At 40.8% G+C, this 24,816-nt stretch carries 23 protein-coding genes and 1 riboswitch; of the genes, 8 read left to right on the forward strand and 15 right to left on the reverse strand.

The genetic code is table 11. The features are described 5' to 3' along the window. Positions 1–9: 9 nt before the first annotated feature. A complete protein-coding gene (locus MKY51_RS13810; RefSeq protein WP_339173028.1) occupies positions 10–1,278 on the reverse strand; it encodes a histidine--tRNA ligase in 1,269 nt (422 codons plus the stop codon). Between the two features lie 594 nt (positions 1,279–1,872). On the opposite strand from MKY51_RS13810, the gene MKY51_RS13815 reads away from it, so the two are divergent. The 3 genes from MKY51_RS13815 to MKY51_RS13825 all read left to right on the forward strand — a co-directional run bounded on the left by MKY51_RS13815 (position 1,873) and on the right by MKY51_RS13825 (position 7,090). After that, a complete protein-coding gene (locus MKY51_RS13815; RefSeq protein WP_339173031.1) occupies positions 1,873–2,847 on the forward strand; it encodes a BMP family ABC transporter substrate-binding protein in 975 nt (324 codons plus the stop codon). 19 nt (positions 2,848–2,866) lie between these two features. Further along, positions 2,867–4,516 carry a methyl-accepting chemotaxis protein gene (locus MKY51_RS13820; RefSeq protein WP_339173034.1) on the forward strand — a complete coding sequence of 550 codons (1,650 nt, stop codon included), beginning with the start codon at positions 2,867–2,869 and terminating at the stop codon, positions 4,514–4,516. Positions 4,517–5,404: 888 nt separating this feature from the next. Beyond that, positions 5,405–7,090, forward strand: coding sequence for a methyl-accepting chemotaxis protein (locus MKY51_RS13825; RefSeq protein ID WP_339173037.1), 1,686 nt, complete (start codon positions 5,405–5,407; stop codon positions 7,088–7,090). 83 nt (positions 7,091–7,173) lie between these two features. On the opposite strand, the gene MKY51_RS13830 is transcribed toward MKY51_RS13825, so the two are convergent. The 9 genes from MKY51_RS13830 to MKY51_RS13870 form a co-directional block, all read right to left on the reverse strand. After that, complete coding sequence (locus tag MKY51_RS13830) at positions 7,174–7,479, reverse strand: DUF3243 domain-containing protein (RefSeq protein WP_079524255.1); 306 nt, start codon at positions 7,477–7,479, stop codon at positions 7,174–7,176. 169 nt (positions 7,480–7,648) lie between these two features. Then, a complete protein-coding gene (locus MKY51_RS13835; RefSeq protein ID WP_339173040.1) occupies positions 7,649–9,229 on the reverse strand; it encodes a BCCT family transporter in 1,581 nt (526 codons plus the stop codon). Positions 9,230–9,362: 133 nt separating this feature from the next. Further along, positions 9,363–10,109 (reverse strand): amidohydrolase family protein, encoded by a 747-nt coding sequence (locus tag MKY51_RS13840; RefSeq protein ID WP_339173043.1) that lies wholly within the window; start codon positions 10,107–10,109, stop codon positions 9,363–9,365. Positions 10,110–10,353: 244 nt separating this feature from the next. Beyond that, positions 10,354–10,872: an acyl-CoA thioesterase gene (locus MKY51_RS13845; RefSeq protein ID WP_339173046.1), complete on the reverse strand. Its 519-nt coding sequence runs from the start codon at positions 10,870–10,872 to the stop codon at positions 10,354–10,356. A 539-nt stretch (positions 10,873–11,411) separates the two neighbouring features. Continuing rightward, the gene (locus MKY51_RS13850; protein WP_339173048.1) at positions 11,412–12,200 is read right to left on the reverse strand and encodes a lysozyme inhibitor LprI family protein; all 789 of its coding nucleotides are present in this window, start codon (positions 12,198–12,200) and stop codon (positions 11,412–11,414) included. 16 nt (positions 12,201–12,216) lie between these two features. After that, entirely contained in the window at positions 12,217–13,599 is a 1,383-nt protein-coding gene (locus MKY51_RS13855) for a HAMP domain-containing sensor histidine kinase (protein ID WP_339173049.1), read from the reverse strand. Continuing rightward, positions 13,596–14,294, reverse strand: coding sequence for a response regulator transcription factor (locus tag MKY51_RS13860; RefSeq protein WP_339173051.1), 699 nt, complete (start codon positions 14,292–14,294; stop codon positions 13,596–13,598). Before MKY51_RS13860 ends, MKY51_RS13855 begins: the two co-directional genes overlap by 4 nt. A 12-nt stretch (positions 14,295–14,306) precedes the next feature. Then, complete coding sequence (locus MKY51_RS13865; RefSeq protein WP_339173054.1) at positions 14,307–15,554, reverse strand: VCBS repeat-containing protein; 1,248 nt, start codon at positions 15,552–15,554, stop codon at positions 14,307–14,309. Between the two features lie 177 nt (positions 15,555–15,731). Next, positions 15,732–16,982 (reverse strand): cytochrome P450, encoded by a 1,251-nt coding sequence (locus MKY51_RS13870; protein WP_339173057.1) that lies wholly within the window; start codon positions 16,980–16,982, stop codon positions 15,732–15,734. Positions 16,983–17,185: 203 nt separating this feature from the next. Between MKY51_RS13870 and MKY51_RS13875 the strand changes: the two genes are divergently transcribed. From MKY51_RS13875 to thiW, 5 genes are all read left to right on the forward strand, one after another. Beyond that, positions 17,186–17,941: a 3'-5' exonuclease gene (locus MKY51_RS13875; protein ID WP_339173060.1), complete on the forward strand. Its 756-nt coding sequence runs from the start codon at positions 17,186–17,188 to the stop codon at positions 17,939–17,941. Positions 17,942–18,211: 270 nt separating this feature from the next. Further along, the gene (locus MKY51_RS13880; protein ID WP_339173063.1) at positions 18,212–18,475 is read left to right on the forward strand and encodes a hypothetical protein; all 264 of its coding nucleotides are present in this window, start codon (positions 18,212–18,214) and stop codon (positions 18,473–18,475) included. A gap of 68 nt (positions 18,476–18,543) precedes the next feature. Continuing rightward, complete coding sequence (locus MKY51_RS13885) at positions 18,544–18,807, forward strand: hypothetical protein (protein ID WP_339173065.1); 264 nt, start codon at positions 18,544–18,546, stop codon at positions 18,805–18,807. Positions 18,808–18,863: 56 nt separating this feature from the next. After that, positions 18,864–19,436 (forward strand): cupin domain-containing protein, encoded by a 573-nt coding sequence (locus MKY51_RS13890; protein WP_339173068.1) that lies wholly within the window; start codon positions 18,864–18,866, stop codon positions 19,434–19,436. 109 nt (positions 19,437–19,545) lie between these two features. Beyond that, positions 19,546–19,634: riboswitch (TPP riboswitch) on the forward strand. Positions 19,635–19,726: 92 nt separating this feature from the next. After that, positions 19,727–20,227: an energy coupling factor transporter S component ThiW gene (thiW, locus tag MKY51_RS13895; RefSeq protein WP_339173071.1), complete on the forward strand. Its 501-nt coding sequence runs from the start codon at positions 19,727–19,729 to the stop codon at positions 20,225–20,227. 334 nt (positions 20,228–20,561) lie between these two features. On the opposite strand, the gene MKY51_RS13900 is transcribed toward thiW, so the two are convergent. From MKY51_RS13900 to MKY51_RS13920, 5 genes are all read right to left on the reverse strand, one after another. Then, positions 20,562–20,957, reverse strand: coding sequence for a VOC family protein (locus MKY51_RS13900; RefSeq protein WP_339173073.1), 396 nt, complete (start codon positions 20,955–20,957; stop codon positions 20,562–20,564). Positions 20,958–21,074: 117 nt separating this feature from the next. Next, positions 21,075–22,829: a methyl-accepting chemotaxis protein gene (locus MKY51_RS13905; protein WP_339173076.1), complete on the reverse strand. Its 1,755-nt coding sequence runs from the start codon at positions 22,827–22,829 to the stop codon at positions 21,075–21,077. A gap of 41 nt (positions 22,830–22,870) precedes the next feature. Beyond that, entirely contained in the window at positions 22,871–23,020 is a 150-nt protein-coding gene (locus MKY51_RS13910) for a hypothetical protein (protein WP_339173078.1), read from the reverse strand. A gap of 583 nt (positions 23,021–23,603) precedes the next feature. Continuing rightward, complete coding sequence (locus MKY51_RS13915) at positions 23,604–24,074, reverse strand: S-ribosylhomocysteine lyase (protein ID WP_079524304.1); 471 nt, start codon at positions 24,072–24,074, stop codon at positions 23,604–23,606. Positions 24,075–24,090: 16 nt separating this feature from the next. Further along, positions 24,091–24,813 (reverse strand): amino acid ABC transporter ATP-binding protein, encoded by a 723-nt coding sequence (locus MKY51_RS13920; RefSeq protein ID WP_339173081.1) that lies wholly within the window; start codon positions 24,811–24,813, stop codon positions 24,091–24,093. Between the last annotated feature and the right edge of the window lie 3 nt (positions 24,814–24,816).

The raw sequence follows: 24,816 nt of genomic DNA on the forward strand, positions 1-24,816 counted from the left end.
CCTTCCTAATTACAGAATTTCAAAAGGCTGAACTTCACCTGTTTGCATATCTTTCAATTCATAACGTCCGCTCTGAATTTCATTTTCCCCTAAAATAATGACGTTCCGGATATTTTCACGATTTGCTTTGTCCATTGTTTTTCGTAATTTCTTTCCGCTTAATTCAACTTCTACACGACTTCCTTGCTGGCGTAATTGCCATGCTAAACGGAGTGCTTCCTTTTCTGTATTTAATGGAATAATCAATATATCCACCAACGCTTGGGCGGCATTATTTTCTTTTTGCTCCAATGCTGTATAGATAACATCCAAACCAAATGAGATGCCGACAGTTGAAATTTTTTCCTCTGAACCGATCAATCCCCCAATGGCATTATCGTACCGACCGCCGCCTCCAATACTGGATTTAATGGCACCGTCTTTTAGAAACAGCTCATAAATCGTTCCTGTATAGATTTCCAGCCCGCGTGCTAAAAACGGATTAAACACACAGCGTTCACTAATATTTAACGCTTGTAAGTAATCCAGAAGCTCGGTCAATTCTTCATAACCTTGCTGAATAAACTCGTTTTCCATTCGGTACTGTTCAAAATATGCGAGTGTCGGTTTGGCGTTTAAAAACTGTTTGATCCGTTCAATTGTGGCAGGTATAAGGTCCTGTTCCTCCAGTTCTTTCAATAAAGTGATTGAATCGATTTTCTCCATTTTATCGAGTATGATAATAACGCTGTTTATCTTTGATAGAGGCACTTCATAAAATTGCAGTAATCCTGCCAACAGCTTGCGGTTATTGTATTGAATGACCATATCAATGTTCAGCTTGTTAAAAGCATCGATTGTCATCATCATCAGTTCGGCTTCTGCAGACTGGGATTCGATGCCGACAACATCCACATCGCATTGCGTAAACTCTCTAAACCTTCCTGCTTTAATCGGCCCATCCCGAAACACTTTCCCGATTTCGTAGCGCTTAAATGGCATGGATAATTGCGGATTCATCGCCATTACTTTTGCAAAAGGGATCGTTAAATCATATCGGAGTGCTAAATCACGTTCCCCTCGATCTGTTAATGTGTACATTTCCTTTAAAATTTCAGCACCTCCTGCATATTTGGAAGCCATTAGCTTTGTATAGTTTAAGATTGGTGTCTCCAAAGGCTTGCACCCATACAATATAAACGTATCTTCCAAAGTACGCCGAATAGTGCGTCTGATCGTTTCCTGCGCTGGCAAATAATCCTGTGTTCCTCTTACGTTTTGATAGTCCATCTTTTTCATATGAATCCTCCTATTTTTTGAGAAATAAAAAAATCGTATAATGATAAAGCTCCAAAACGGCTTTATTATACGATTCAATGAGAAAAAGTCTTCCTATTCATTATTAAAAAATTAATAAAGATAGCAAGACTACTTCATATGATGATGTAATTGTGCAAACTGCTGAGAATATATAATCCCTTTCATAACGCGCTCCCCCTTTTTAATTACTACACTATACCGAATGCTTCCATAATGTGTCAACTTAAGTTTCTGAATTTTCGGCGTTTTGAGTTCTTATATATCCGGAGAAGTTCTAATATATTTTTATTTCTTCCAAAAAAGCTACGGTTTTCTAATATATTTGACTGATGTACTAATATGGGGGCACTTTGTACTAATATACTTGTCCGATTATCTAATATTACATACACCTCTTCTAATATCCCACGGAAATTTTCTAATAAAATCCAGCTTCAGAGAGAAATACCTAATAATTATTAATTATCTGCAAAATTTAATTCTTTCATTTATTAAATGATATGTATACGTTAAAATTGAACATGTTGGAAGTCGAACTTCTACATCATGTATTTACAGTAAAGGATTGATGGAATGAATAGAAGATGGTTGTTTTTAATGAGTCTTCTCGTTGTAGTCGTGCTCTCTGCCTGTTCTCAGAAGTCAGAGGAAGATGTAAAGGAACGGGTGAAAATCGGTGTCATGCTGTCAGATGCAGGTCTTGGTGATCAGTCGTTTTCAGATCTTGCTTTTGAAGGCCTTGAGAAAGCACGCGACGAACTAGATATTACGTTTGATTACCGTGAACTTGAATTTACCGGTACATATAAGCAAGGTTTGGAAGAACTCGCTGCGGAAGGACAGGATTTGATCATTGGCATCGGGTTTACAGTCCAGGAAGATATGGAAACAGTGGCTGCTGCACATCCGGACCAGCAATTTATATTAATCGACGCAGTGTCTGAACTGCCGAATGTTCATAATATCACTTTCAAAGAAGATGAAGGTTCCTATTTGCTTGGTGCACTCGCTGCGATGAAGACAGACAGCAATACGGTCGGATTTATCGGTGGTGTTGAAAATGAAGTAATCGAGCGTTTTAAAACCGGGTTTATAGCGGGTGCCAAACAAATAAATCCTGACATAGAAGTGTTATCCGAATTCGCAGGTGATTTCGGGAATGATCAGCTAGGTGCATCGATTGCACGCGATATGATTGAGCAAGGTGCGGATTATATTTATCCCGCTGCCGGCTTTACAGGGGTCGGCTCTATTTTGGCGGCACAGGAAGCCGGTGTCCATGCATTCGGTGTGGACAGCGATCAGTTTTTCCTTGCTGAAGATACGATTGTTTCTTCGATGCTAAAACAGGTTGATACTGCTGTGTATGAGGCAATAAAAGAAATTGCAGAAAGCGGGACACTTTCGGAAAAAGATAAAGTGCTTGGCATTAAAGAAAATGGTGTAAGTCTTGCACCAATCCGTGTCGTAAATTTAACTGCGCAGGAACAAAAGCAAATTGAACAGTTACAACAGGAGCTTGCGGACGGTCAAGTGACGATTAAGTAGAAGAAAGGATCGTACAATAGTGAAACTAAAACAGAAAATATTAATACTCGCATTGTTACCGCTGCTGTTGGCTGTCTGTATTATCGGCTATAATATTAGCCAACTTATGAGCCTGAACGCATCGACGGAAGAAGTCGTGGATTCCTTAGTTGCCGTTGAGGAATTAAACAGCTCGGTTCAAAGCCTGCAAAAATCATTGAGCGTCTATTCGATCAATGTATCCGAGAATAATAAATATAATATTGAGATGGATTTAGCTCGAACTGAAGAAGTTTATAACAGTTTGAAAGGCAGTTTTTCAACAGAACGCCAACGTCAAGTCAGTGCACAGTTTGAAGAAAAATTCGCAAAAATTGCCGAAGCGAGTGCCGCTTCCCTGCAGGAATCAAATGTTGCGGAAATTAAGCGTCAATCCCAGCGAACACGAGGAATCGTCAATGATGTAATCGAGCTGAAACGCGATGTGAGTGCAAACTATTCGGCAATGCAGCAAGAGCTTGGAAATAAAATCAACGCGATTACATGGATTTCGATTATTTCAGCGATCGCACTTATTCTCGTAAGTGTCGTGTCTGCCCTGTACTTCACAAACAGAATTGTTGGCCGCATCGGTCGATTAACAACTGGTGCGAAAGAAATTGCTGCCGGGAATTTAAATGTTCAGTTTGAAGATAAAGCGTCTGACGATGAAGTTGGTGAACTGCAAACTTCATTCCGCCAAATGACCGTTAACTTAAAGGAAATCATCACGCATGTATCGGACAGTTCCGATCAGGTTGCTGCATCTGCCGAGGAGCTGATGGCCAGTGCCGATGAAACAATGCTTGGTACAGAGCTGATTTCCACTTCTATTCAAAATGTATCGGACGCAGCGGATAAGCAAAAGGAAATGTCGAGCTCCTCTGCCGCCTTTGCACAAAAAGTATTGGAAGAAGCTGAAGAAATCGCGAACCAGGCAAATCAGGCGACAGCACTGTCCAATTCAACAAACGAAAAAATTGAAAAAGGTTCGGTATATGTTGAAAACACCGTATCCCAGATGAACCTCATTCAATCAACAGTTGAAGAAACAGCGCAGTCTTTAACTCATCTTGCTAACCGTACAACAGAGATCGTCAAAATATTAAAGCTTGTACAAGATATTTCCGACCAGACGAATCTGCTTGCACTGAATGCTGCAATTGAAGCAGCGCGTGCGGGTGAAGCGGGTAAAGGCTTTGCCGTTGTTGCGGATGAAGTGAAAAAGCTTTCCGAACAGACGAAGCAGTCCGTATCCGACATTTCACGCATTGCGGCTGAAATTGAAAACGATACGACGACGACTGTTTCGTCAATCCAGCAAGTGAAAGACCGCGTCAATGCCGGTATTACAATTTCACACGATACGAAGGCAACGTTCGCTGAGATTCTTGCGATTATCGGGCAAGTACAAAATCAGGTGAACGAGATCACTGCTGTTTCAGACAGCATCCATGCGAAAATGGAGTCGGTGTCAGAGCAATCGCTTCAGATGGCGACGGTTTCTGAAACTACGGCTGACAATGCTGTGTCGGTCGCATCCGCTTCTGAAGAGCAGCTTGCATCGATGTCCGAAGTGAATACCGCAGCTGGTTCCCTTGCCCACCTTGCCGAAGAGCTGCAAGGTATTGTGGCGAAGTTTAGAACTTAATATTATGTTCCAACCGAAATCCTTTAATAGGGTTTCGGTTTTTTTATTGGGTGCGGCAGGGTTCGGTTGGGCTGGGCTGGGTTGGGAGTTTTATTAGAAAAATGGCTGACGATATTAGAAAATCGCGGTTTGATATTAGAACATCGGTCAATTTTATTAGAACTACTCTTTAAATGCACTGCTGAGATAGGAGTGCTTTGCTTTTCTAGCAGGTTGCGGGATGCGGGTGCGGGTTTTATTAGAAGAATGGTTGACGATATTAGAAGATCGGGATTCGTTATTAGAACTTTTCATTAAATGCGCTGCTTAGATAGGAGGGTTTTGCTTTTCTAGCAGGTTGCGGAATGCGGGTGCGGGTTTTATTAGAAGAATGACCGCTGATATTAGAAGATCGCGGTTCGTTATTAGAACATCGGTCAAGTTTATTAGAAGTTTTCTTTAAATTCGCTGCTAAGATAGGAGGGTTTTGCTTTTCTAGCAGATTGCGGGATGCTGTTTCGTCTTTTATTAGAAGAGTTGCACCCGATATTAGAAAATCGCGGTTCGATATTAGAACATTCACTGACTTTATTAGCACATCCCGGGTACTTATTAGAACATCCGGCACTTATATTAGAAGATCCGACTTATATTAGAAGATTTTTTGCTATATTAGAACATCCCGGCAATATATTAGAAAATCCAGCGCTCAACATTCGCCCCCATACAGAAAACTGTTATATGACAAAATATTGTACTTAAACCCGTAATAAATATTACTTAATTCCAAAACTTCTTTTCTAGTCTAAATAACTACCAAACCCCACAATAAATTAGTCTAAAGCACTTTAATTTTAAACCGAAGTTATAAATATATATCAACTATGACATTCGGAGGAAAATTAAATTATGAAAATTGGAAAGAAATTGTTCGGGAGCTTTGGTATCGTTGTTTTGATTCTTATTTTTCTCTCAGCTTTTTCTGTCATGAAAATGACTGAAATTGATGAGGATTATTCGTTCGTAATAGAAGATCGAGTATATAAAGTAACGGAACTTTCGGCAATTCAAAATGCAACATCATTACAAGGGCTGTATGTCCGCTCTTATGTTTTACGCCAGGACCCAGCTGATATAGAAAGCCTTACTACTCAAAGAGAGACGATTTCAAATACAGTCAGCGCCATCGAAGGATTATTCAAAACCGCTGAAATGCAGGAACAAATCGCTACTCTAAAAGAAAATCAAGTTTTATATAATGATTATGTATCTCAAATTATTGACTATGTGGATAGCGATGAGATCGAAAAAGCCACTAATATGCTATTTGAGTTTGCTGTACCAACAAACCGCAATATCCTGCAAACTATCAACAATATGGTTGATTTTCAAAAGGAACAAATGAATACGACAAGTGATGAAACTACAGCAAGTGCAGGTATTAGTAAAACGATGATGATTACAGTTTCCGTTATTGGTATTTTACTTGCGTCATGCTTAGGTGTTTTAATTACAGCCAGCATTACCCGCCCGTTACGCAGATTAACACATGCGGCAAATGTGATTGCGAACGGTGATTTACGCGAGGAAGATGTTCAGGTCAAATCAAAAGATGAGATTAAGGAGCTTGCGACTGCCTTTAATGCAATGAAAGCCAATCTTGCCAACTTAATCAATAATGTATCGCTGAATGTTTCTAGTACAACAGCAGCTTCTGAACAGCTTGCGAGCAGTACCGATGAAGTGTCGGCTGCTTCCGCTGATATCGCAAAACGTGTGGAAACCGTTGCTGAAGGCGGTAGTCATGCGGCAGCAATCGGAAATGATTGTGCAATCGCAATGGATGAAACAGCTCAAGGTGTAAGCCGAATCGCTGAAGCCGCGCAAGTATTGAACTCACATGCAATGGATATGCAGACAATCGCAGGAGAAGGCGGTCACACGCTACACACAGCTGAACAGCAAATGTCAGTCATTCAGCAGTCTTCTTATGAAACAAAAGAAAAAATTAAGCAGCTGAGCAGACAATCTGCCGAAATCGAAAACATTACGAAAGTGATTACGGATATTACAGACCAGACAAACCTGCTTGCTCTTAATGCGGCAATTGAAGCGGCCCGTGCCGGAGAACATGGTAAAGGGTTTGCCGTTGTCGCTGACGAAGTGCGCAAACTGGCTGAGCAGTCGAAAAACTCGGCATCACAAATTGCCGGCTTAACATCGACGATTCAGGAAGATACGAGAGAAGTTGAAGAAAGCGTCAATGCAACGGTTCAAAACGTTGATCAAGGTGTTATCTACTTACAAAATGCGCAAGTTTCATTTAATCATATTGTCGGGTCGATCACAGATATGACTGCTCAAATTCAGGAAGTCTCTGCATCGTCCGAACAAATCTCTGCAAGTACTGAGGAAGTTGCGGCATCTGTCGCTGAGATGGCCCATGCAGCTAACGGTGCTGCAGGTGAGATTGGCATTGTTCTATCGGCAGTTGAAGAACAGACTGCTACCATGCAGGAAATTAACGATGTCGCCCAATCATTGAGCGAAGGCGCTGTCGGAGTCCAAGAACAGATCAATCAATTTAAAGTGTAGAAAACATGAAAACGCAAAAGCTGTAACATCAGCTTTTGCGTTTATTTGTAACATTGGATTCTATTAAACTCAGGTCCAATGAATTAATCTGCTTGTACCATTTTCACTAACACACTTGCCAATGCTTTCTTTTCGCTTTCGTCTGCTACTTTCCATAATTCCTGCAGCACTTTTTCTTCACTGTTTCGAGGTTCTTCGTTTTTAGCTAAATGATCCGCTACAAACTTGGCGCCTTTTGCCAACATGTCATCGCTCAAACCTAGTCGTTCACCTTTAGCAAGCTGGTCGTTCAAATAGCTTTTGAACGTTGAAAAGCTTTCTAAAATCTGATCTTTTTTTTCTGGAGATAATTCATCAAGTTTCTTGTTAATGTTATTCATTTCACTCATTTTGTAATTCCTCCTACGATTGTGTTTTGGCGTTCACCTAACAATTACCCGCACCATTTTTATTTAAACTATATTTTAAAAAACTATTCAATTTTTTTCGAAATCCGAAGAAATTTTAAAAAAACCGTACGCAGCCTATAGAAGTAAGTTGCGCACGGTCCTTTATGAATTATTTTTTATCGTTAATTTTTTTCGAGTCTTTTTCGTCAAATTCTTCTATTTGTTCCATGATGCGTTTATAGCGACGTGCATCCCGTTTTGTAACGGGGGGCACCTCATGTCGGATCATTTTAATGAATGAAACAATTAGTAATAGCATGACGACTGTAAACGGCAGTGCTGATATAAGCGATGCTGTCTGTAATGCTTCAAGTCCTCCAGAAAACAACAGAACCCCTGCTATCGCAGCAATTAATACACCCCAGATAACCTTTAACCTATTACTAGGATCCATTGTTCCGTTTGAAGTCATACTTGCCATAATAAATGTTGCCGTGTCAGAGGATGTGATCAAGAAGATGAAGATCAAGGCAATCCCAAGAATCGATGCGATTGTCGTTAACGGCAACTGATCGAGCATCATAAATAATGCGACCGTTAAGTCTGTATCAACCGCTTCGGCAATCGTTGTACCTTTATTTAAATCAAAGTAAAGTGCAGAACCGCCAAATACTGCAATCCAGAGACAAGAGATTAATGGTGGAATGATTAATACACCAACAATAAGTTCACGGATAGTACGTCCTTTTGATACACGTGCCACAAATGAACCTACAAATGGCGACCAAGCAATGGCCCATGCCCAGTAGAAAATCGTCCAATCCTTCACCCATGTACCGCCAGCGTATGGCTGTAAACGTAAGCTGTACTGTACAAAGTTCGTAATATAATCACTGATTGCCAATACAAAACTTTCTAATATAAATACTGTAGGGCCTGTAACAAAAACAAATAGTAATAAAATAAATGCCAGATACATATTGAGATTACTTAGTATGCGAATCCCCTTCTGTAAACCGGTTAAAGAAGACGCCATATAACCGACAAATACTACAATAATGATTGCTACCTGCACCCAAATCGAAATTGGAACATTAAATACGGCATTCAAACCACCGTTTGTTTGTAATACCCCTAAACCGATTGATGTGGCAACACCCATGACAGTAGCGATTACGGCTAAAATATCAATGGTATTCTTAATTCCGCGATTTGTTCCTGTGACAGGCTCTAACGCTGTAGAAATTAATAAGTTCTTCTTTTTATTATATTGCATGTATGCCATAACTAGTCCAATCACTGCGAATACGGACCATTGACTAATGCCCCAATGGAAAAAAGCATAGCCCATTGCAAGTCGTGCAGCCTCGGTAGTCTGCGCTTCTACATTGTTGAATGGCGTATTAAAAAAGTGACTCATCGGCTCGGCTACACCCCAGAATACAAGGCCTATCCCTAAACCTGCCGCAAATAACAATGCAATCCACGTATGGAATTTAAACTCCGGTCTAGCATCTTTCCCGCCTAAACGAATTTTCCCATACTTGGAAATAGCCAGTACTAAAAGGAATACAATAATAATAAACACAGACAGTAAATAAAACCAACCGAAATAATCGGTTGTTAAACCAAATAAATATGTAGCAACATTACTAAAAGCTTCGGGTGCCACAATCCCCAAAATAACACAAATTAAAATAAATATTGCAGAAATACTAAATACAATATTGGAAAAATATTTTCCCTTCATAAGTTCACCTCATTAGAATACATTGAGTAGTATATACCCTTATTTTGCTACATTAAAACATTTTAATTCATATTTTTACTATTTCTGTATAATGAATAGAATATGTGTTTCATGATTTAGCTTGAAAAATTATTTAATGACCAAAATACCAGCTATGCGCATTCCAATATAAAATTTTATCGCTGGCCTGTTCATCAAAAAGTTGCTGGATGAGTGCAATGTCGGCAACTTCAAACGGCCTGTTTGCACGAGTAGATGGCAAGTCGGTGCCAAACATTAGTGCATCCGGGTTAATGCTGTATATTTCTTTCAACGCTTTTTTTACATCCAATTCACCCCGGCCAAAACCGGTCGCTTTCACACGAACTCCTCTATCGACCAGCTTCAGTAAATGTGGCAGCCCTTCTTCGGACAGCCCTAAATGGTCAATAGAGATTGCCGGTAATTTCTCGATCGTTGCAGCAATTTCAGGCAGCTCTTTCGCATCAATATACAGCTCACTATGCCAGCCGACGAGTTCATGCACGCGTCTTGCAAAATAATCGAGCTTCGATAAATCCTCTGAACCTCCGCGTTTAATGTTAAAGCGCAATGCTCTGATTCCACTTTTATGCAGTGCTTCAATTTCTTCGTCCGTCACCGTATAGGGCAATTGCGTAACCCCACAAAATTCGGGACCGAGTTGCTTCAGTGAATGCTGTAAGTACGTCTGATCAAATCCTTGAAATGAGCCGGAAACAATAGCCCCGCCTTGAATCGGTAAATCTTTTGTTTCCTTATTGTAAGCTGCTGTGTCAAAGCTTGGCGGCATATATCCTTGACTTTCGATTATCGGAAAGTTGTAATCAATAATATGAAAATGTGCATCGAAAATTTTCATTCTGCTCTCCCCTTTGTTTTTTAATAGATGGCTCATGTGACGTGAGGGGGATCGTGGAGATAAAAGATGGCTGTTACTTCTGATGGGGTTATTAAATAATAAAGTAGGCTATCCTAAAGAAGCAGCAAACCAATACGGATGACTGAATAAGAAGTCGCTTATTTTGAAGCAATACATGAAAGAGTCAAAAATGTATCGGTTTATATTTCAGGATTTTCTTGGAGATTCCTTTGAATGAATAGGATTATGGCATCCATTCATGATTTTTTCGGAGATAGCTCACTGTTTCTTTATTGAAAACCCGCTTGTCATTACGGAAATTCGTGCGCTGTTTGGATTTTTCATATAAATAGCGTTCTTCGATTGTTTCCGGATAAACTTGTGGAACTTTAGTAGGTTTCCCCGCTGAATCGAGCGCTATAAATGTAAAATAGGAAATCGCTGCAATCTTGCTTTCCCCTGTACGCATATTTTCAGCATGTACTTTGATGAACCCTTCCATCGAGCTCGTCCCTGTCCAAACGACAAATGACTCAAATGTAACAGCTTCTTCAGGACGGATTGGGGTTAAAAACTCTACTGTATCAACCGATGCCGTGACACATTCCCGCCTGCTGTGCTTTGCGGCAGATATGGAGGCGACTTGATCCATATCGCTCAACAGCCTGCCGCCAAACAACGTATTATGATTATTGAAATCATTCGGGAATACCCGACTTGAACGAATAACTCTCGATGCATTACAAGGCTTGGACTCTTCCATTTTTTTATCATCTCCAATGTTAATTATTCTAAATATTCTAAATTTTATTTGTACATCATATTAAATCATTCTATTTGAAGAATCAATGTTAATTTGGATTATTGTATACTGCTTATTATGTTCGGTGGATGATTAATTAATTCGAATGAAGGGTGGAATTTTATTAGAAGGTTTGGGGTGGTTATTAGAAAATGGTGGTGGGTTATTAGAAGATTCGCGGAGTTTATTTGAAGATCTGGTCAGGTTATTAGAACTTTCGGGCGGTGGATGGAACAGACTTCGCTTTCTCCGGATTATTGGTGAATTGCTTTGAAGTGTGCGGTTTTTATTAGAAGTTTTGTGGTGGATATTAGAAAATCGCGGTGGCTTATTAGAAGATTCGAGAGGTTTATTTGAACTTCTGACCGGGTTATTAGAACATCTGGCTATTATATTAGCACTTCCGCATTATATTAGAAGATTTTATCGGATATTAGAACTTAATAGATTTTATTAGAACTTCCAAGAGAAAAAGACTGTAAAGAGTTCACCTTACAGCCCTATTTCATATATAAATCGACCAATTCATAACAACGCTCTTTTGTTAACTGTGCTTGAGTGCTTACGTACTGCAAAGTTTCCATCGATCCGCCTTTATATTGTAAAGCATCCTCTGTTGCCTTTTCGTCGCGATATTCGAGCCAGTCACGCTGCTCTTCTTTTAGTTTACTCATGTCAGTCGGTGGCAAAGTCTTCTTCAAATCAGAATAAATTTCATTTAAAAGCTGATCCCACTTCGAGAATATTTCTCCTTGCGCTGCTGTCATTTCGACTTGAATCCCTTGATTGAAAGCTCCATCATATTCTTTCACACTTTTTTCTACTTCCGCTAATTTAGCGAGGTACTTTTCCTTCAAGCTGGTAGTAGGATCTTCGGGTTCTCCAGGTGGTGGGTTCCCTTCTTCGTCCCCGCTCGCGGAATTTTGCTCAAAGCTTTCTCTGATGCTATTATTAATTTCCGTTTCGGCTTCTGTAATCATGTTTTCCAGCTCTTTTTTCAAACTGTTGTCCAATTCAGGATTATCCAGCAGCGGGTGTGCTTTTTCCAAAACACGGTCCCAATCGGCCTGATTCTTTGCATCCTTCACTTCTTCAAATTCCTGAAGTTGTGCAGATAAAGCTTTCGTCTTTTCATCGGTTATGCTATTTTCCTCGATCAATGTTAACGCTTCTTCATATTCCGCATTTTCTATCGCTACAATGACTTTGTCTTTTATTTGCTCCTCACTTTCGGTACCGCAGCCGGCCAGCAATAAGCAGGCCGTAAACATTCCTACAAGTTTCTTCATGTTGTTTTCCTTCTCTCTATTCCAGGCTACTTTTCAACGGCAATTCAATACAAACTTCCGTACCTTTTCCGTATGCACTGTTTACTTCGATTGTCCCGCCATGTTTTAAAATGATCGTGCGTGAAATCGCTAACCCAAGGCCGGCACCAACGGATTTCACATCAGCTTTATAAAAAGAATTCATAATATGCTGTAACTGCTCTTCCTTTATTCCAATTCCTTTATCCCGAATAATGCAAATCGCCTTCCCGTTCAACTCGTACTGTTTGATCAGAATTTCGCTGTCATGAGGCGAAAATTTAATTGCATTTTCAAGAGTATTCAATAAAACTTGCCTGATTTTATCCACATCGGCGTAAATAGAAACTGGCGCAGTGTTAAGCTTCATACTGATATTTTTTTCATTCGCTTTACTTTGCAACTGTAATGCCACTTCTTCGACTAGTGTCGCATAGGCAAACTTTGTCGGGTGCAGCTCAATACGGTTTGACTCGTATCTTGAGAAATTCAAAAGATCCTCCACCAATTTAATGAGGCGGTCGGATTCACTGTTGATCATCCGTAAACCAAAGTTGATTTCCTTTTCCGTTAATCCTTGAGGTGACTCCAGCATTTCAGCCCACCCTTTTATTCCAGTAAGCGGTGTCCGAAGTTCATGCGAAATTGAAGAGATGAAATCATTTTTCAGCTGATCCGTTTTAACAATCTCATCCGCCATATAATTCAGCGTTTTTGACATTTCGCCTAATTCATCCGGATACTCTTCCTTAATTCTTTTCTCGAAGTGACCTTTCGCCATTGTCTCTGTAAATTGAATGATTTCATTAAATGGCTTCACAATTGACTGGGCAAGCTGGAGGGCTACAAGAAAAACAATTGCCGCAACCCCGAGACAAAGTAAGATGCCGTATCCTAACAGGCTTTGAATGAGAAGATCGGTCTCTGTTAAGGATGTAGAATAACGGAGTACGCCTATTACTTTCTCTTTCAGAATCAGCGGGATATACGTGGCTAAAATTTTCTCTTCCGTCTGCTCGAACTCTTCCTTTTCATAATAGGGGCTAAAGGAAGAAAAGAGATTCGAATCAACCGGATAGCTAATGTCTTCATAAAATCCTGTAGAAGATTGAATCCGTTCACCATCTCTATTTAAAAGCTGCAGTTCCGCACCATCAAACGCAAAGCTTTTTATAATGAAGTCACTGAAATCTTTTATTCTGTCAGATGTCAGCTCCATTTCATTGGCCCATCTAGGATGGATCGTTTCCACATGCTGTTCAAACGTATTGGCGATTCCTTGGTAATAATACTTTGTCATGGCACCCCAAAATACCGCCATCACAAGACTTAACGTCAAAATGATGATAATCATGAAATAAAGAATGACTTTCCGTTTCATTCGTTAACCTTCCAAAGGTATCCGCGTCCCCATTCAGTACATAAATACATTGGGGAGGAGGGATCTTTTTCGACTTTCTGGCGAATCCGTCTTATATTGACATCCACTACTTTTAACTCGCCTACATAGTTTTCGCCCCATACCGCATCCAATAACTCATCCCTTGTAAACAATTCGTTTGGATGTGCCATTAGAAAATGCAGAAGAGAGAACTCAGTCGGTGTAAGCTTCACTACCTCATCAGAACAGTAAAATTGATTGTTTTTCACATCCATTTTAAAGTGTCCGGAAATCAGCAAATCGGTCAGATTGGGTGTTGCCACGTCAGCGACATTTATTCTCCGTAGAAGCGAAAAAATTCTCACTTCCAATTCCTGCAGACTAAATGGTTTACATAAATAATCATCTGCCCCTATTACAAGGCCCTCTAGTTTATCCTTCTCTTGTGTTTTGGCCGTAATCATAATGATGCCTACTTTTTGATTTACTTTCCTGATCTCCTGGCAGACTGTAAATCCATCGATTCCCGGCAACATTAAATCGAGCAATACAACATCGAAACTTCTATTTTGAAATAACTGTAATGCTTGTTCGCCTGATTCGGCTTCCGTCACTTCGTAGCCTTTCTTTCTCAAACTTAATGAGACAAAACTGCGAATGGATAGTTCATCTTCAACTACTAGGATGTTTGTCATATTTGCCCTCGCTTACAACTCGTATTGTTCCAAATGAAATGATTCAACAGGAAAATCCGGGTGTTCTTCTATCGTCGTATAATAAATCATGTCTTTCGTTTCTTCTACTATTGTATGAGCGGAATTTGGTATTTCTTTATCCGCCCACTTCACTTCAAACAGCAGATCATTGTTTGCAATTGATACAAGTTGTATGCCGTTTTCTATCGACTTAATGGTCAGTTTTCCGTGCCATTTTTCCGGAATATCTATATAAAAAGTATGTTCAAGGTTGGTAGCCCGTTCTGTTACTTTTTTAGAAGTACCGTTGATGGAATAGGTAACGTAGCGCACGATGTACGGGGTTTCAGTTGAATCCTCTTCTCCCCATCCTTCCGGCAAATAGGTTTCACCGACTTCCATTATGCCGTCATCATTCAAATCCGTACTGTATAATGGCAGCGCTTTGAATGCGAGATCGCCATGCTCAGCACCTACTTTTATCAGTTTTGTTCCGTCATAGGCAATAATTTCAGTTAGCATCGCGTTCACGCCGATTGCGCTATCGATATATAATGCATGATTCCCGTCATTTAGTTTTCCACTCTTTATCTGCTGATGAAATGCATAGCTGTTTAAAGAAACTGCAGATAGGGACACTAAATCGCCCAATTCATAGTGAAATAATTCAGCGGTATACGAAGCTCTTCTTTCCCCATCCACAAGTAGAAGTTCCAATCTTTCATCCGTATTGTAATATGAAATATCAAGCCCTTCATAACTGCGTTCGACCGTCTTTTTCAAGGTCCTGTCCTGCCAAATATAAATCATCATCTGTTTTTTTGTTTCAAACTCACTGTCGCCTAAACCGACTACTACTTCCATTACACCGTCTTTATCCAAGTCATGGAGACCAAAATAATCGATTGCCTGCCCATTTGGTTCAACCTTCGCCGTTTCGTGCCATTCATTATCTTCTTCTTGTAAAACCATGACATGAACTTGCGATTTCTGTTGCGGATTTTTGTATAAGACAATCGCCTCTTGCCGTCCATCACCGTCCAGATCCTCGATAAAAACAGATTGATTTTTGTCGTTTTGCACCGGTGTGACGAGTTCACTGGAAGGAGGCAACAGTACTTTTAGCTGTTGTTCCAAATTTCTTTTTTGCTCGTCTTGCTGCTGTGGTGAAGTAATCAACTCATTTGGAGATTTTACAAGATCGCATCCCACAAGCAATGTGATCATACAAATCGTTATCCATCCAATGCCTTTTCTCATGTGCATACGCACCCCTAACTAACGCTGGCTTTAACCGTTTTCTGGAATAAGTTTATTATATAGCCAACTCCTATGGAAAGCGTTACAAAAAAGTTACAGTTCAAATTTCTGCATTGTAAACAAATAAAAAACTTGCAGCCGTTGTATCGATTGGCTGCAAGTTTTACCGAAGTTATTTTATTGACGCTGAACATTTTTGATGATTACTTTGCTGCTTGGGAGACTTGGAATGCTTACTTTACTGTAGCTCAAATCCTGCTCCGGCACATCATACGTCATTCGGTTCACTAAAAAATCGAGGCTCACTTTCATCACTTCGATCGTTACCCATTCCCCAGCACAGCGGTGGCCTAAATAGTGGTCACCACCACCTTGCGGGATAAAGCTGAACGGACTGTCATCCCAGTTTTCAAATCGGCTCGGCTGAAATACGTCAGGGTTCTCCCAAATCTTCGTGTCATGATTTGTGCCGTACAGGTCCAACAATGTTAGTGTTCCTTCTTCAAACGTGTAATCGTTCCATGTAAACTGTTCCTTCACTTCTGCTGCGGCAAATGGGAAGAACGGATAAAAACGACGCACTTCCTGCACAAACATCTGCGCCAGCTTCCCGTCACCGGATTTCAGTTTCTCACGCTCTTCCGGGTAATGATGAACAGCAAGCGCCGAAAAGTTGATGTAAACAGAAATCGCGACGATCGGTCGTAAAATATTGATGACTTCCACAGCGGCTACTTTTGTATCAAGAAGATTTCCTTCAAGGTCACGATGCCACGAAAATTCGTGCAATGCTGTTCCTTCTTCGGGACTTAATTTCCCATCGCGTACTTCATCGATCAGTTCGCCTATCCATTTTTCCACTCGGTTGCGCGCATGTCTGCCCGCCCAATGTGATGGCCCGACAGCCGTTGCCGATTCGAACATTGCCCGTAAATCGTCCGCCAGTTTCTTGATTTCCTCTTCTTTCACCGGCACACCCGCCCACTCACAGGCAGTACGGCACATAATTTCCAGAGTCTCTTCGTATAGTTCGATTTCGTCCATCTGATGCCACTTGTCCAATGCGGATTCCCATTGTTTCGCATGGATTTCATTCAGTATTTGAAGTCGTTCGCGGGACATGAGCGACATGAACATTTGTTTACGGTGCTTATGGGCATCGCCATCCAATGTTTGCACACCCTTTTTCCCAAACAATGTTTCGGCAACACGGTTTGGCGCAACACCTTCTCTTTTAAATTTGCTGTTGTCATAAAATACTGCCGCCGCTTCTTTCCCGCCCATACAGATCGCCTTTTTACCTAGCAGCCTCGTTTCAAATACGTCTGACTGGAAGCTTTGACGCCTGTTTAAAATATAAAGATAACCTTCCCTCAAAAGGCTCAGGCTGTTATCTAGCCCTTCTTCCTTCGGTACCGAGTTTGTCATTCCATCCATCTCCTTTTATATGAGTAACATTGTTGGTAATCCGTTCCCTGTTTATTCTTTGGAAAAACTTCCTGCCAATTTGGGGTAATGAAGGATATCGACTGATAATTGATTGTTGTTACGCAGTGGTCAGCTTTTTATTTATTATTACGTTTAAATATGGTTCAATTATAGAACAAATGTTCCAATAAAGAGGTGAATTTATGGACATCAAACGACTGCATATTCGCATCATGATTACGTGCTCGATTGTGGGCTTTGCCAAACGGGAAGAATTGGCCGCAAGCTATGTGCCAGAAGCAATTGATGAACTGGAACAGCACGGTTATATTGCTCGAACACGCTATGGTCATTATTACAATACGAAGCTCGCGGCGCAGTATTTGAGAAAGTTTATTACAACATACAGCCCGCGCTTAAAGATTGCGGAGATGGTGGAATTGTTGGAGCATGCACCTGAATATGTTGTCGTCGATATTGAAACAACGGGAGGCTCTGCTGCCAGGGGTGATAAAATCGTAGAAATTGCTGCGCTGAAAATACGTAACGGAGAGACGGTGGACCTTTTTCATCGGTTTGTGAATCCGGAAAAACCGATCAAAAATTCACATATTCACGGGATTACGAATGAACGCGTGAAAGATGAGCAAACGATCTCCCCAGTCATTCGCGCCTTTAAAGATTTTTTAGGTGATATGCCGATTGTCAGTCACCATATCGGGTTTGACTGGTACAGCTTTCTCGCGCTCGAGTTTTTCAGGAATGGCATTCGTCCAACGAATCCGGCTGCGTGTACGGTACTGCTTGCGCGCAAGTATTTGAACAGCCCGAAAAATAATTTGAATGTCATTGCTGAAACGTATAACATTCCGCTCCTTAACCATCATACAGCTGATGCGGATGCGATTTGTGCCAATGAAATACTGCAGCTTATTTTGAAAAAAGCGACTGCACAGTAGGAGTGTGTGGTCGCTTTTGTGCTTTTATTAGAATCGTTGAGATGGTTATTAGAAAATGTTCGCAGGGTATTAGAACATCGGAGTGCTTTATTTGAAGATGGCGGCTGTTTATTAGAACTACTCACTGATTTATTAGAAGTTCGCACTTTTATTAGAAAATTTTTTTGTTTATTAGAACAATGCAGGACGATATTAGAAGTTTTCGAGATGCATTGTATTGAAACTATTTCCAGCCTGTAGTCGTAGAATATATAAATTGGAGGTGGATGGATGAGAAACTTCGCTTTATATATGATGTTTATCGGGATATTGATTACCGCCATAAGCGGGAACTGGATCATCTTTAATTATGATAATGTCACGGTTTATCCGAAAGCTTCTTATGTTATTTTTACAATCGGGTTAGTCATTGTAGCAGGCGCATTTGTCATGAGCCGTTTCACTGCGTACCGTGAAACTTCACGGACAGTTGATAATCGAGACGCTTTGAACAGGTGGCTTATGGCGAATTATCCGGTTAAATGCTGGAGCTGATCGATTACCGGAAACATCCGTTTAATATTTCGCTTATTCTTTTTATTCTCGTCATCGGGAGTTTTATTTTGAGTAAACAGTGGAATATTCCGCTCCATATGGATGTTGGCGGTAATCCGTACTACGTCACTACTTTGCCGATCAGTGCATCTGTTATGTCCGCACTCATGGTGATGAGTACGTTTATTTATATAATTAATCATGGGGATTTCTTCGGTTTCCGTAAAGCTGAGCTAAGTTATGAACGAGTCATGGCTGCCCACTTTGGAGAAATTTTTATGTGTGGTCCTACATTGTGTCTGTTAATTTTCACTTGGATTATTTCCTTATAGGCACGAAAAGGTAATTTTTTGCATACTTTAACAGCAATAATAAAAGAGGTGAACGATTGAATTCGAATCATGATTATACAGCGGCGCAACCGCAGTTTACATTCGATATTAATAAAAATGCGTTGTTTGTTAAAGATCAGCATAATTTTATCAACCTGCTTGGCGTGAACCAGTTGAATACGCTGGATAATATATCGCTGCTCGATATTTATTTGAGTGCCAATAATGTCATTGAGCCGCACTATCATCAAAATGCGGCGGAACTTGTTTACTGTATTACGGGAAGGGCGATTGTTTCGATCTTGAATCCATTCACGAAACAGCTGTTGCATTTTCCGATTAGCCCCGGTCAAGTGGCAAACGTTCCTCAAGGCTGGTGGCATTATGAAGTTGCTACGCAAAATAATACGCATCTGCTAGCCATTTTTAATGCTCCGACACCGGAAGTGATTTTAGGTTCCGACCTGCTTAAGCTGACACCGGCAAATATTATGGCCCATACTTATGGCATGAATGAAAATCTGTGGCAGCAGGCAGTTGCACCTGTCCGACCTAATACTTTCATCGGTCCGCCAAACCCTTGGCAGCACGCCCAGCCCGCTAATTATGGCGGCGGATATGAGCAGTGATTGCACTCGGTCAAAGGGAGTAAGTTTCAAAAAAGTGCTTGCATTGTGAAGTGGTCATGTTATGATAATTGTGAAATTAACCTAATATTGGAAGCAGATAATCTGCTCGTCAAACTACTAGGGGCGCCTTTTGGCTGAGAAGTACCCTTTGCACCTGATCTAGGTAATACTAGCGTAGGAAAGTAGTGTCGATTCCCTATTTTTATTTTTTTTATAGGCTACGATACCACTTTCTTCATTGAAAGTGGTTTTTTTGTTGCAAAAATTAATGTAAAGGATGGATGGTTGAAATGAATAAAACGAGAAAGCTTACATACTCCGCGATTATCGCAGCGATTACAACGATTCTCAGCAGTATGGTGTATATCCCATTAGGATTCGCGAAAATTTTTCCGATACAGCATTTTGCCAATGTCGTCTCGGCCGTACTTCTCGGTCCTTGGTATGCGGTATTGCAGGCGTTTCTTACATCGACGTTAAGAAACTTGATGGGGACAGGCAGTCTATTTGCTTACCCTGGTAGCATGATTGGTGCCCTTCTCGCGGCATTGTTGTTTGCGAAAACGAAGAAGCTGGCGTTTGCCGCTTTGGGTGAAGTGGTCGGGACAGGGTTGCTTGGTGCAATGGCTACTTATCCGATTGCGATATTATTTTTAGGTCAGGAAGCGGCGCTGTTCGGTTTTGTCCCGGCCTTTATGATGAGTTCGTTTGCGGGTGCAATTTTAGGCTATGGTTTGCTGAAAGTGATGGTGAGAAACCGGGCGTTTGGCGGGATGCTTAATGCGGGGTGAGTCGCTGAGGTTGGGGGCGGTTTTATTAGAAGATTTTCGGTGGTTATTAGAACATTTGGGTGGGTTATTAGAACAATTTTTTGCTAGAGAATTTTTTGTATTATTGTATCGATTTTATTAGAAGATTTGAGCGTTTATTAGAACATATGGGCAAGATATTTGAAAATCAGTGGACGATATTAGAAAATATGACAGACTTATTAGAACAACCGATACTTATATTAGAACATCTCACTTTTATTAGAAGATTTTAAAATATATTAGAACAACTCAGACCTTTATTAGAAAATGAAAAGCCGGGTATCAATCAACGCATGACACCCGGCTCATTTCATTAAGCTAAATTAATCTGCCATGACACGCCGTAACGGTCATTGATCCAGCCGAATTTCTTACTGAAACCGTAATCCCCGATTGGCATTAGCGGATGGCCGCCTTCAAGCAGTTTTTCATACAGATAGTCGGTTTCCTCTTCTGTATCACATGTAATAAAAATAGAAAACGACGGGGTGAAGTCAAATTCATGTTTCAAATTACTGTCAATGCACATAAATTCCTGACCTTTAATCGAAAAAGTTGCTTGCATGACTGTTCCTTCGTCTCCGCCTTCGTTTGCTCCATAGCGGACAATGCTCGTAATTTCCGCATCCTCGATTACGGATGTGTAGAAGTTCATTGCTTCTTCTGCAACGCCGCCTTGAAACATTAAAAATGGTTTTGCGCTTTTCATTGTACCCTTCCCCTTCTGAAATCAAATTTACTCCACTTCAATTTAGCCTATTTTAACCTTTTCCGCGAACTTTTCTACCTATTTAAAGGCATCTCCTAACTAGAAGATGCCTTTTGTTTAATATTTAAATTTCGCGATAACGAGCTGTAATTCCTGTGCCAATTCCGTTAAAGCTTGTGCTGATGATGAAATTTCTTCAATAGCGATGAGCTGCTGTTCTGAAGATGCGGCTACTTCTTCTGAAATCGCAGCATTGTCTTGCGCAAATAATGCCATTTCTTTTACGCTGGAAGATGTTTCGAGAATCGATGCAGACACTTGCTGTGCTGTTGCCGATACTTCCTCTATTTGCGGCGTTACTTGCTCCATGCTTTCGATAATCGTAGAGAACTTCGCCAATGCTTCGTTGGAAACCTCCACACCGTTTTCTACTTCGTGCGAAATGCGGTCCATAATCGAGACCGTATTTTCTGTGTCATTCTGAATCGCTGAAATGATTTCATAAATATCCTTCGTTGACTGATGAGACTGATTTGCCAGTTGCTTCACTTCATTGGCGACAACCGCAAAACCTTTCCCGTGTTCGCCTGCTCGTGCCGCTTCAATCGAGGCATTTAATGAAAGCAAGTTTGTCTGTTCAGCAATTCCCGTAATAATATTTAAAATCGAATTCACCTGTTTTGAACGTTCATTTAATGACTGGATCGTTTGATGGGACGCAATGACCGACTGATTGATCGATTTCATCTGATTGACGATATTTTCAACAGACTGGCCGCCATCATAGGCCTGTTTCGTCGTTTCATTTGTCAGGGCTGAAACTTGCGCCGAGTAATTCGCGATTTGTACAGCGCCCTCCGTTATTTCTTCGAATGCATGGACACTTGTATCGACACTGTCCTTTTGCTTTTCCGCGCTTACCGATACTTGCTGAATCGACGTAGAAACTTCCTGTGTCACATGTGTCACAGCAGTCGTCTCTTCGGAGTTCGCCGACAACTGTTCTGCTGAGGCAGCGACAAGTTCCGCATTTTGCTCAATTTTTTGGATGAGGGATTTCAGGCTTTCCTGCATATCCGCGAACGCTTGACCCAACTGTCCAATTTCATCGGTCGTTTTCACTTCAATCGTTTGCGTCAGATCGCCGTCACTGATCATCATCGCTTTTTCTTTTAATTCCGCAATCGGCTTAATAATAGAACGGATCAGAATAAAGATGAATAGCACACCGACAATAACTGTTATTAAAATAACGATAATGGTTGCTTTAACAATAGGGGCTGCGGCATCATCAATTTCCTGAAGATACATGTTGCCGCCTAATTTCCAGCCCGTCAGTTCATTCGTAATAAAGCGGACTACTTTTTCATCACCGAAATAATCGTACTCAATCATGCTTGCGTCATTATTGTAAAATACTTCGTAAAACGATTCACCAAGGGCAGTACCTGTCTCCTCTTCCGGGTGGACGATATATTCTCCGTTTCTATCAAGCAATACTGCATAGCCCTCTTCGCCGACATTAATCTGGCCTGTAATTTCGGCAATATGGCTCAATTTCAAGTTAATACCGACTACCCCGCCGGCAACGCTTTTCGAGATCGTTACAACTACATTATTACTGCTCGTAGAAATGTAGGGATCTGAAATTACCGCCTGTCCATTGTTGGCGATGGCATCCTGGTACCAGGCGCGGTCCGTAACATCAAAGTCTTTATCCATTGCCATGTACGGCGCAATTGTCACCGATCCATCTTCCCTGCCAAGAAAGGCTGATTCCACGTCTCCGTTCAGTTCAACATATTGATTCAAGACTTTTTCAATCTCTTCACTGCTTCGGATTTCGTTCGATAAAAAGTCGACATTCTCCATTTTATCTTCCATCAAACTGTTAATCGTTGTATTGAGTAATCCTAGTTTTTGTCGATCGTATTGTAATACTCTTCCTTGATAGTACCTTTTGCTATAAATGCGGCAGTCGCACCAATCGCAATGGATGGTACTAATAAAAATAATGCAAATGCTAATATGAGTTTTGGTTTGAGAATTTTAAAGTTAAACAAATTACATGTTCCTTCCTTATTAAATTTGTAATATGTATTTCAATTTGTGCAGACTGTTTCTTAAATCATCCTTTCAAGTAATTACTAAAGACTCGTTCACTTTTATAAAATTCCCATGAAATAATACTTACTAAAATAAACAAAATTCAGATATAAATTTCCTATGTCAGTATACAATTTTCCTTTCATTAAATAAAATAGTGAAAAAGAATACGTTACATTCCTGAAATTCATAGGTCGGGTTCGGGTGCTGATTTTATTAGAAGATTTGGGGTGGATATTAGAAGAGTTAGATCGGTTATTAGAACATTGGCGGGGTTTATTAGAATAACTCGAGTTAGGTGGGCGGTTTTGGATTTTATTAGAACAATTGGGACATATATTAGAACTTCGGGGAAGGATATTTGAAGATCTGCGGGTGATATTAGAACAACTGGACGACTTATTAGCACATCTATCCGTTTTATTAGAAGATTGCACTTTTATTAGAAGTTTCCAAAATATATTAGAACAATTTGACCTTTTATTAGAACATTAAAAAGTCTCCCGCGAGTTTACACTCCCAGGAGACTTGCTTCATCAATTATTCACCGAACACGATATGCCATTCAGCACGGCCTGCTAAAAATTCTTCAGCTAATGCTTTTGCGCCTTCTAAGCTATGGCTTGCTGCCCAGCCGCATTGTACTTCATTACATGCTGGAACAGACTCTGCCTTCAGTACATCTTGCAGTGTATTTTCAATAATCGTTAATACGCCGTCATAATCATTGTAGTTCAGTAATGCCAGGTAGAAGCCTGTTTGGCAGCCCATTGGCGATAAATCAACGACATCTTCACTATGGTTGCGGATACGGTCGGCCATTAAATGCTCCAAAGAGTGCAGTGACGGCATTTCCATATGTGCTTTGTTCGGCTGTTTGAAGCGGATATCGTATTTTGTCACGACATCGCCTTTCGCTCCTGTTTTCGTACCGGCAAGGCGTACGTATGGTGCCACTACTTTCGTATGGTCTAAATCAAAGCTCTCTACATTCGTTTTCTCTGTTGTCATGGTTGAATCCCCCTAGTTAGATAAATTGCATCGATTTGATAAATTGTTGAATCCGATCATTGTTGTTCGCTGTAAAGAAGTTTTCGGTTACGCCGTCATAGCCGATTTCACCATTTTCCAGAAATAAAATCCGGTCTGCCACTTCGCGCGCAAAATTCAGGTTGTGCGTCACGATAATCATCGACTTGCCTTCTTCGGCCAAATTTTTCAGCACCTTCAGCACTTCCCCTTCAAGCTCGGGATCCAGTGCACTCGTCGGCTCATCGAACAGTAAAAACTGTGGCTCCATTGCCAATGCTCTTGCGATGGCGACACGCTGCTGCTGCCCGCCGGAAAGTTGTGATGGATACTGGTCTGTTTTATGGCTCAGGCCAACCTTCTCCAATAATTGCTGTGCCTTTTGTCTTGCAGCCGCTTTGTCTTTTCTTAAAACGGTAACCGGACCTTCCATCACATTTTCAAGCACTTTCATATGCGGGAACAGATTGAAGCTTTGGAATACCATCGCCGTATTTTGGCGAATCGAAAGCAGGTTCTTTTGGGAAATCGGCTTGTCCAGTTCAACTTTTTGATTACCGACTGTCAAAATCCCTTTTTCAGGTCGCTCCAATAAATTGATACAGCGCAGCAGCGTTGATTTCCCTGAACCGGATGGACCTAAAATAACCGTTGTTTCGCCTTCATGAAATGTTAAATTGATATTTTTTAATGCCTCGTTCTCACCAAAGAATTTCGACATTTG

The sequence above is a fragment of the Solibacillus sp. FSL R5-0691 genome (assembly GCF_037974225.1).
In the GTDB taxonomy this organism is placed as follows: Bacteria; Bacillota; Bacilli; order Bacillales_A; family Planococcaceae; genus Solibacillus.

What these genes read in the sequence shown, in the direction of transcription:
- MKY51_RS13850 (WP_339173048.1), bottom strand. Translation starts at nt 12,200, where the DNA reads ATGAAGAAACTTGTAGGAATGTTTACGGCCTGCTTATTGCTGGCCGGC.
- MKY51_RS13835 (WP_339173040.1), bottom strand. Translation starts at nt 9,229, where the DNA reads ATGAAGGGAAAATATTTTTCCAATATTGTATTTAGTATTTCTGCAATA.
- MKY51_RS13815 (WP_339173031.1), top strand. Translation starts at nt 1,873, where the DNA reads ATGAATAGAAGATGGTTGTTTTTAATGAGTCTTCTCGTTGTAGTCGTG.
- MKY51_RS13875 (WP_339173060.1), top strand. Translation starts at nt 17,186, where the DNA reads ATGGACATCAAACGACTGCATATTCGCATCATGATTACGTGCTCGATT.
- MKY51_RS13825 (WP_339173037.1), top strand. Translation starts at nt 5,405, where the DNA reads ATGAAAATTGGAAAGAAATTGTTCGGGAGCTTTGGTATCGTTGTTTTG.
- MKY51_RS13865 (WP_339173054.1), bottom strand. Translation starts at nt 15,554, where the DNA reads ATGAGAAAAGGCATTGGATGGATAACGATTTGTATGATCACATTGCTT.
- MKY51_RS13830 (WP_079524255.1), bottom strand. Translation starts at nt 7,479, where the DNA reads ATGAGTGAAATGAATAACATTAACAAGAAACTTGATGAATTATCTCCA.
- MKY51_RS13870 (WP_339173057.1), bottom strand. Translation starts at nt 16,982, where the DNA reads ATGACAAACTCGGTACCGAAGGAAGAAGGGCTAGATAACAGCCTGAGC.
- MKY51_RS13880 (WP_339173063.1), top strand. Translation starts at nt 18,212, where the DNA reads ATGAGAAACTTCGCTTTATATATGATGTTTATCGGGATATTGATTACC.
- MKY51_RS13905 (WP_339173076.1), bottom strand. Translation starts at nt 22,829, where the DNA reads ATGGAGAATGTCGACTTTTTATCGAACGAAATCCGAAGCAGTGAAGAG.
- MKY51_RS13860 (WP_339173051.1), bottom strand. Translation starts at nt 14,294, where the DNA reads ATGACAAACATCCTAGTAGTTGAAGATGAACTATCCATTCGCAGTTTT.
- MKY51_RS13840 (WP_339173043.1), bottom strand. Translation starts at nt 10,109, where the DNA reads ATGAAAATTTTCGATGCACATTTTCATATTATTGATTACAACTTTCCG.
- MKY51_RS13920 (WP_339173081.1), bottom strand. Translation starts at nt 24,813, where the DNA reads ATGTCGAAATTCTTTGGTGAGAACGAGGCATTAAAAAATATCAATTTA.
- MKY51_RS13810 (WP_339173028.1), bottom strand. Translation starts at nt 1,278, where the DNA reads ATGAAAAAGATGGACTATCAAAACGTAAGAGGAACACAGGATTATTTG.
- MKY51_RS13855 (WP_339173049.1), bottom strand. Translation starts at nt 13,599, where the DNA reads ATGAAACGGAAAGTCATTCTTTATTTCATGATTATCATCATTTTGACG.
- MKY51_RS13845 (WP_339173046.1), bottom strand. Translation starts at nt 10,872, where the DNA reads ATGGAAGAGTCCAAGCCTTGTAATGCATCGAGAGTTATTCGTTCAAGT.
- thiW (WP_339173071.1), top strand. Translation starts at nt 19,727, where the DNA reads ATGAATAAAACGAGAAAGCTTACATACTCCGCGATTATCGCAGCGATT.
- MKY51_RS13915 (WP_079524304.1), bottom strand. Translation starts at nt 24,074, where the DNA reads ATGACAACAGAGAAAACGAATGTAGAGAGCTTTGATTTAGACCATACG.
- MKY51_RS13900 (WP_339173073.1), bottom strand. Translation starts at nt 20,957, where the DNA reads ATGAAAAGCGCAAAACCATTTTTAATGTTTCAAGGCGGCGTTGCAGAA.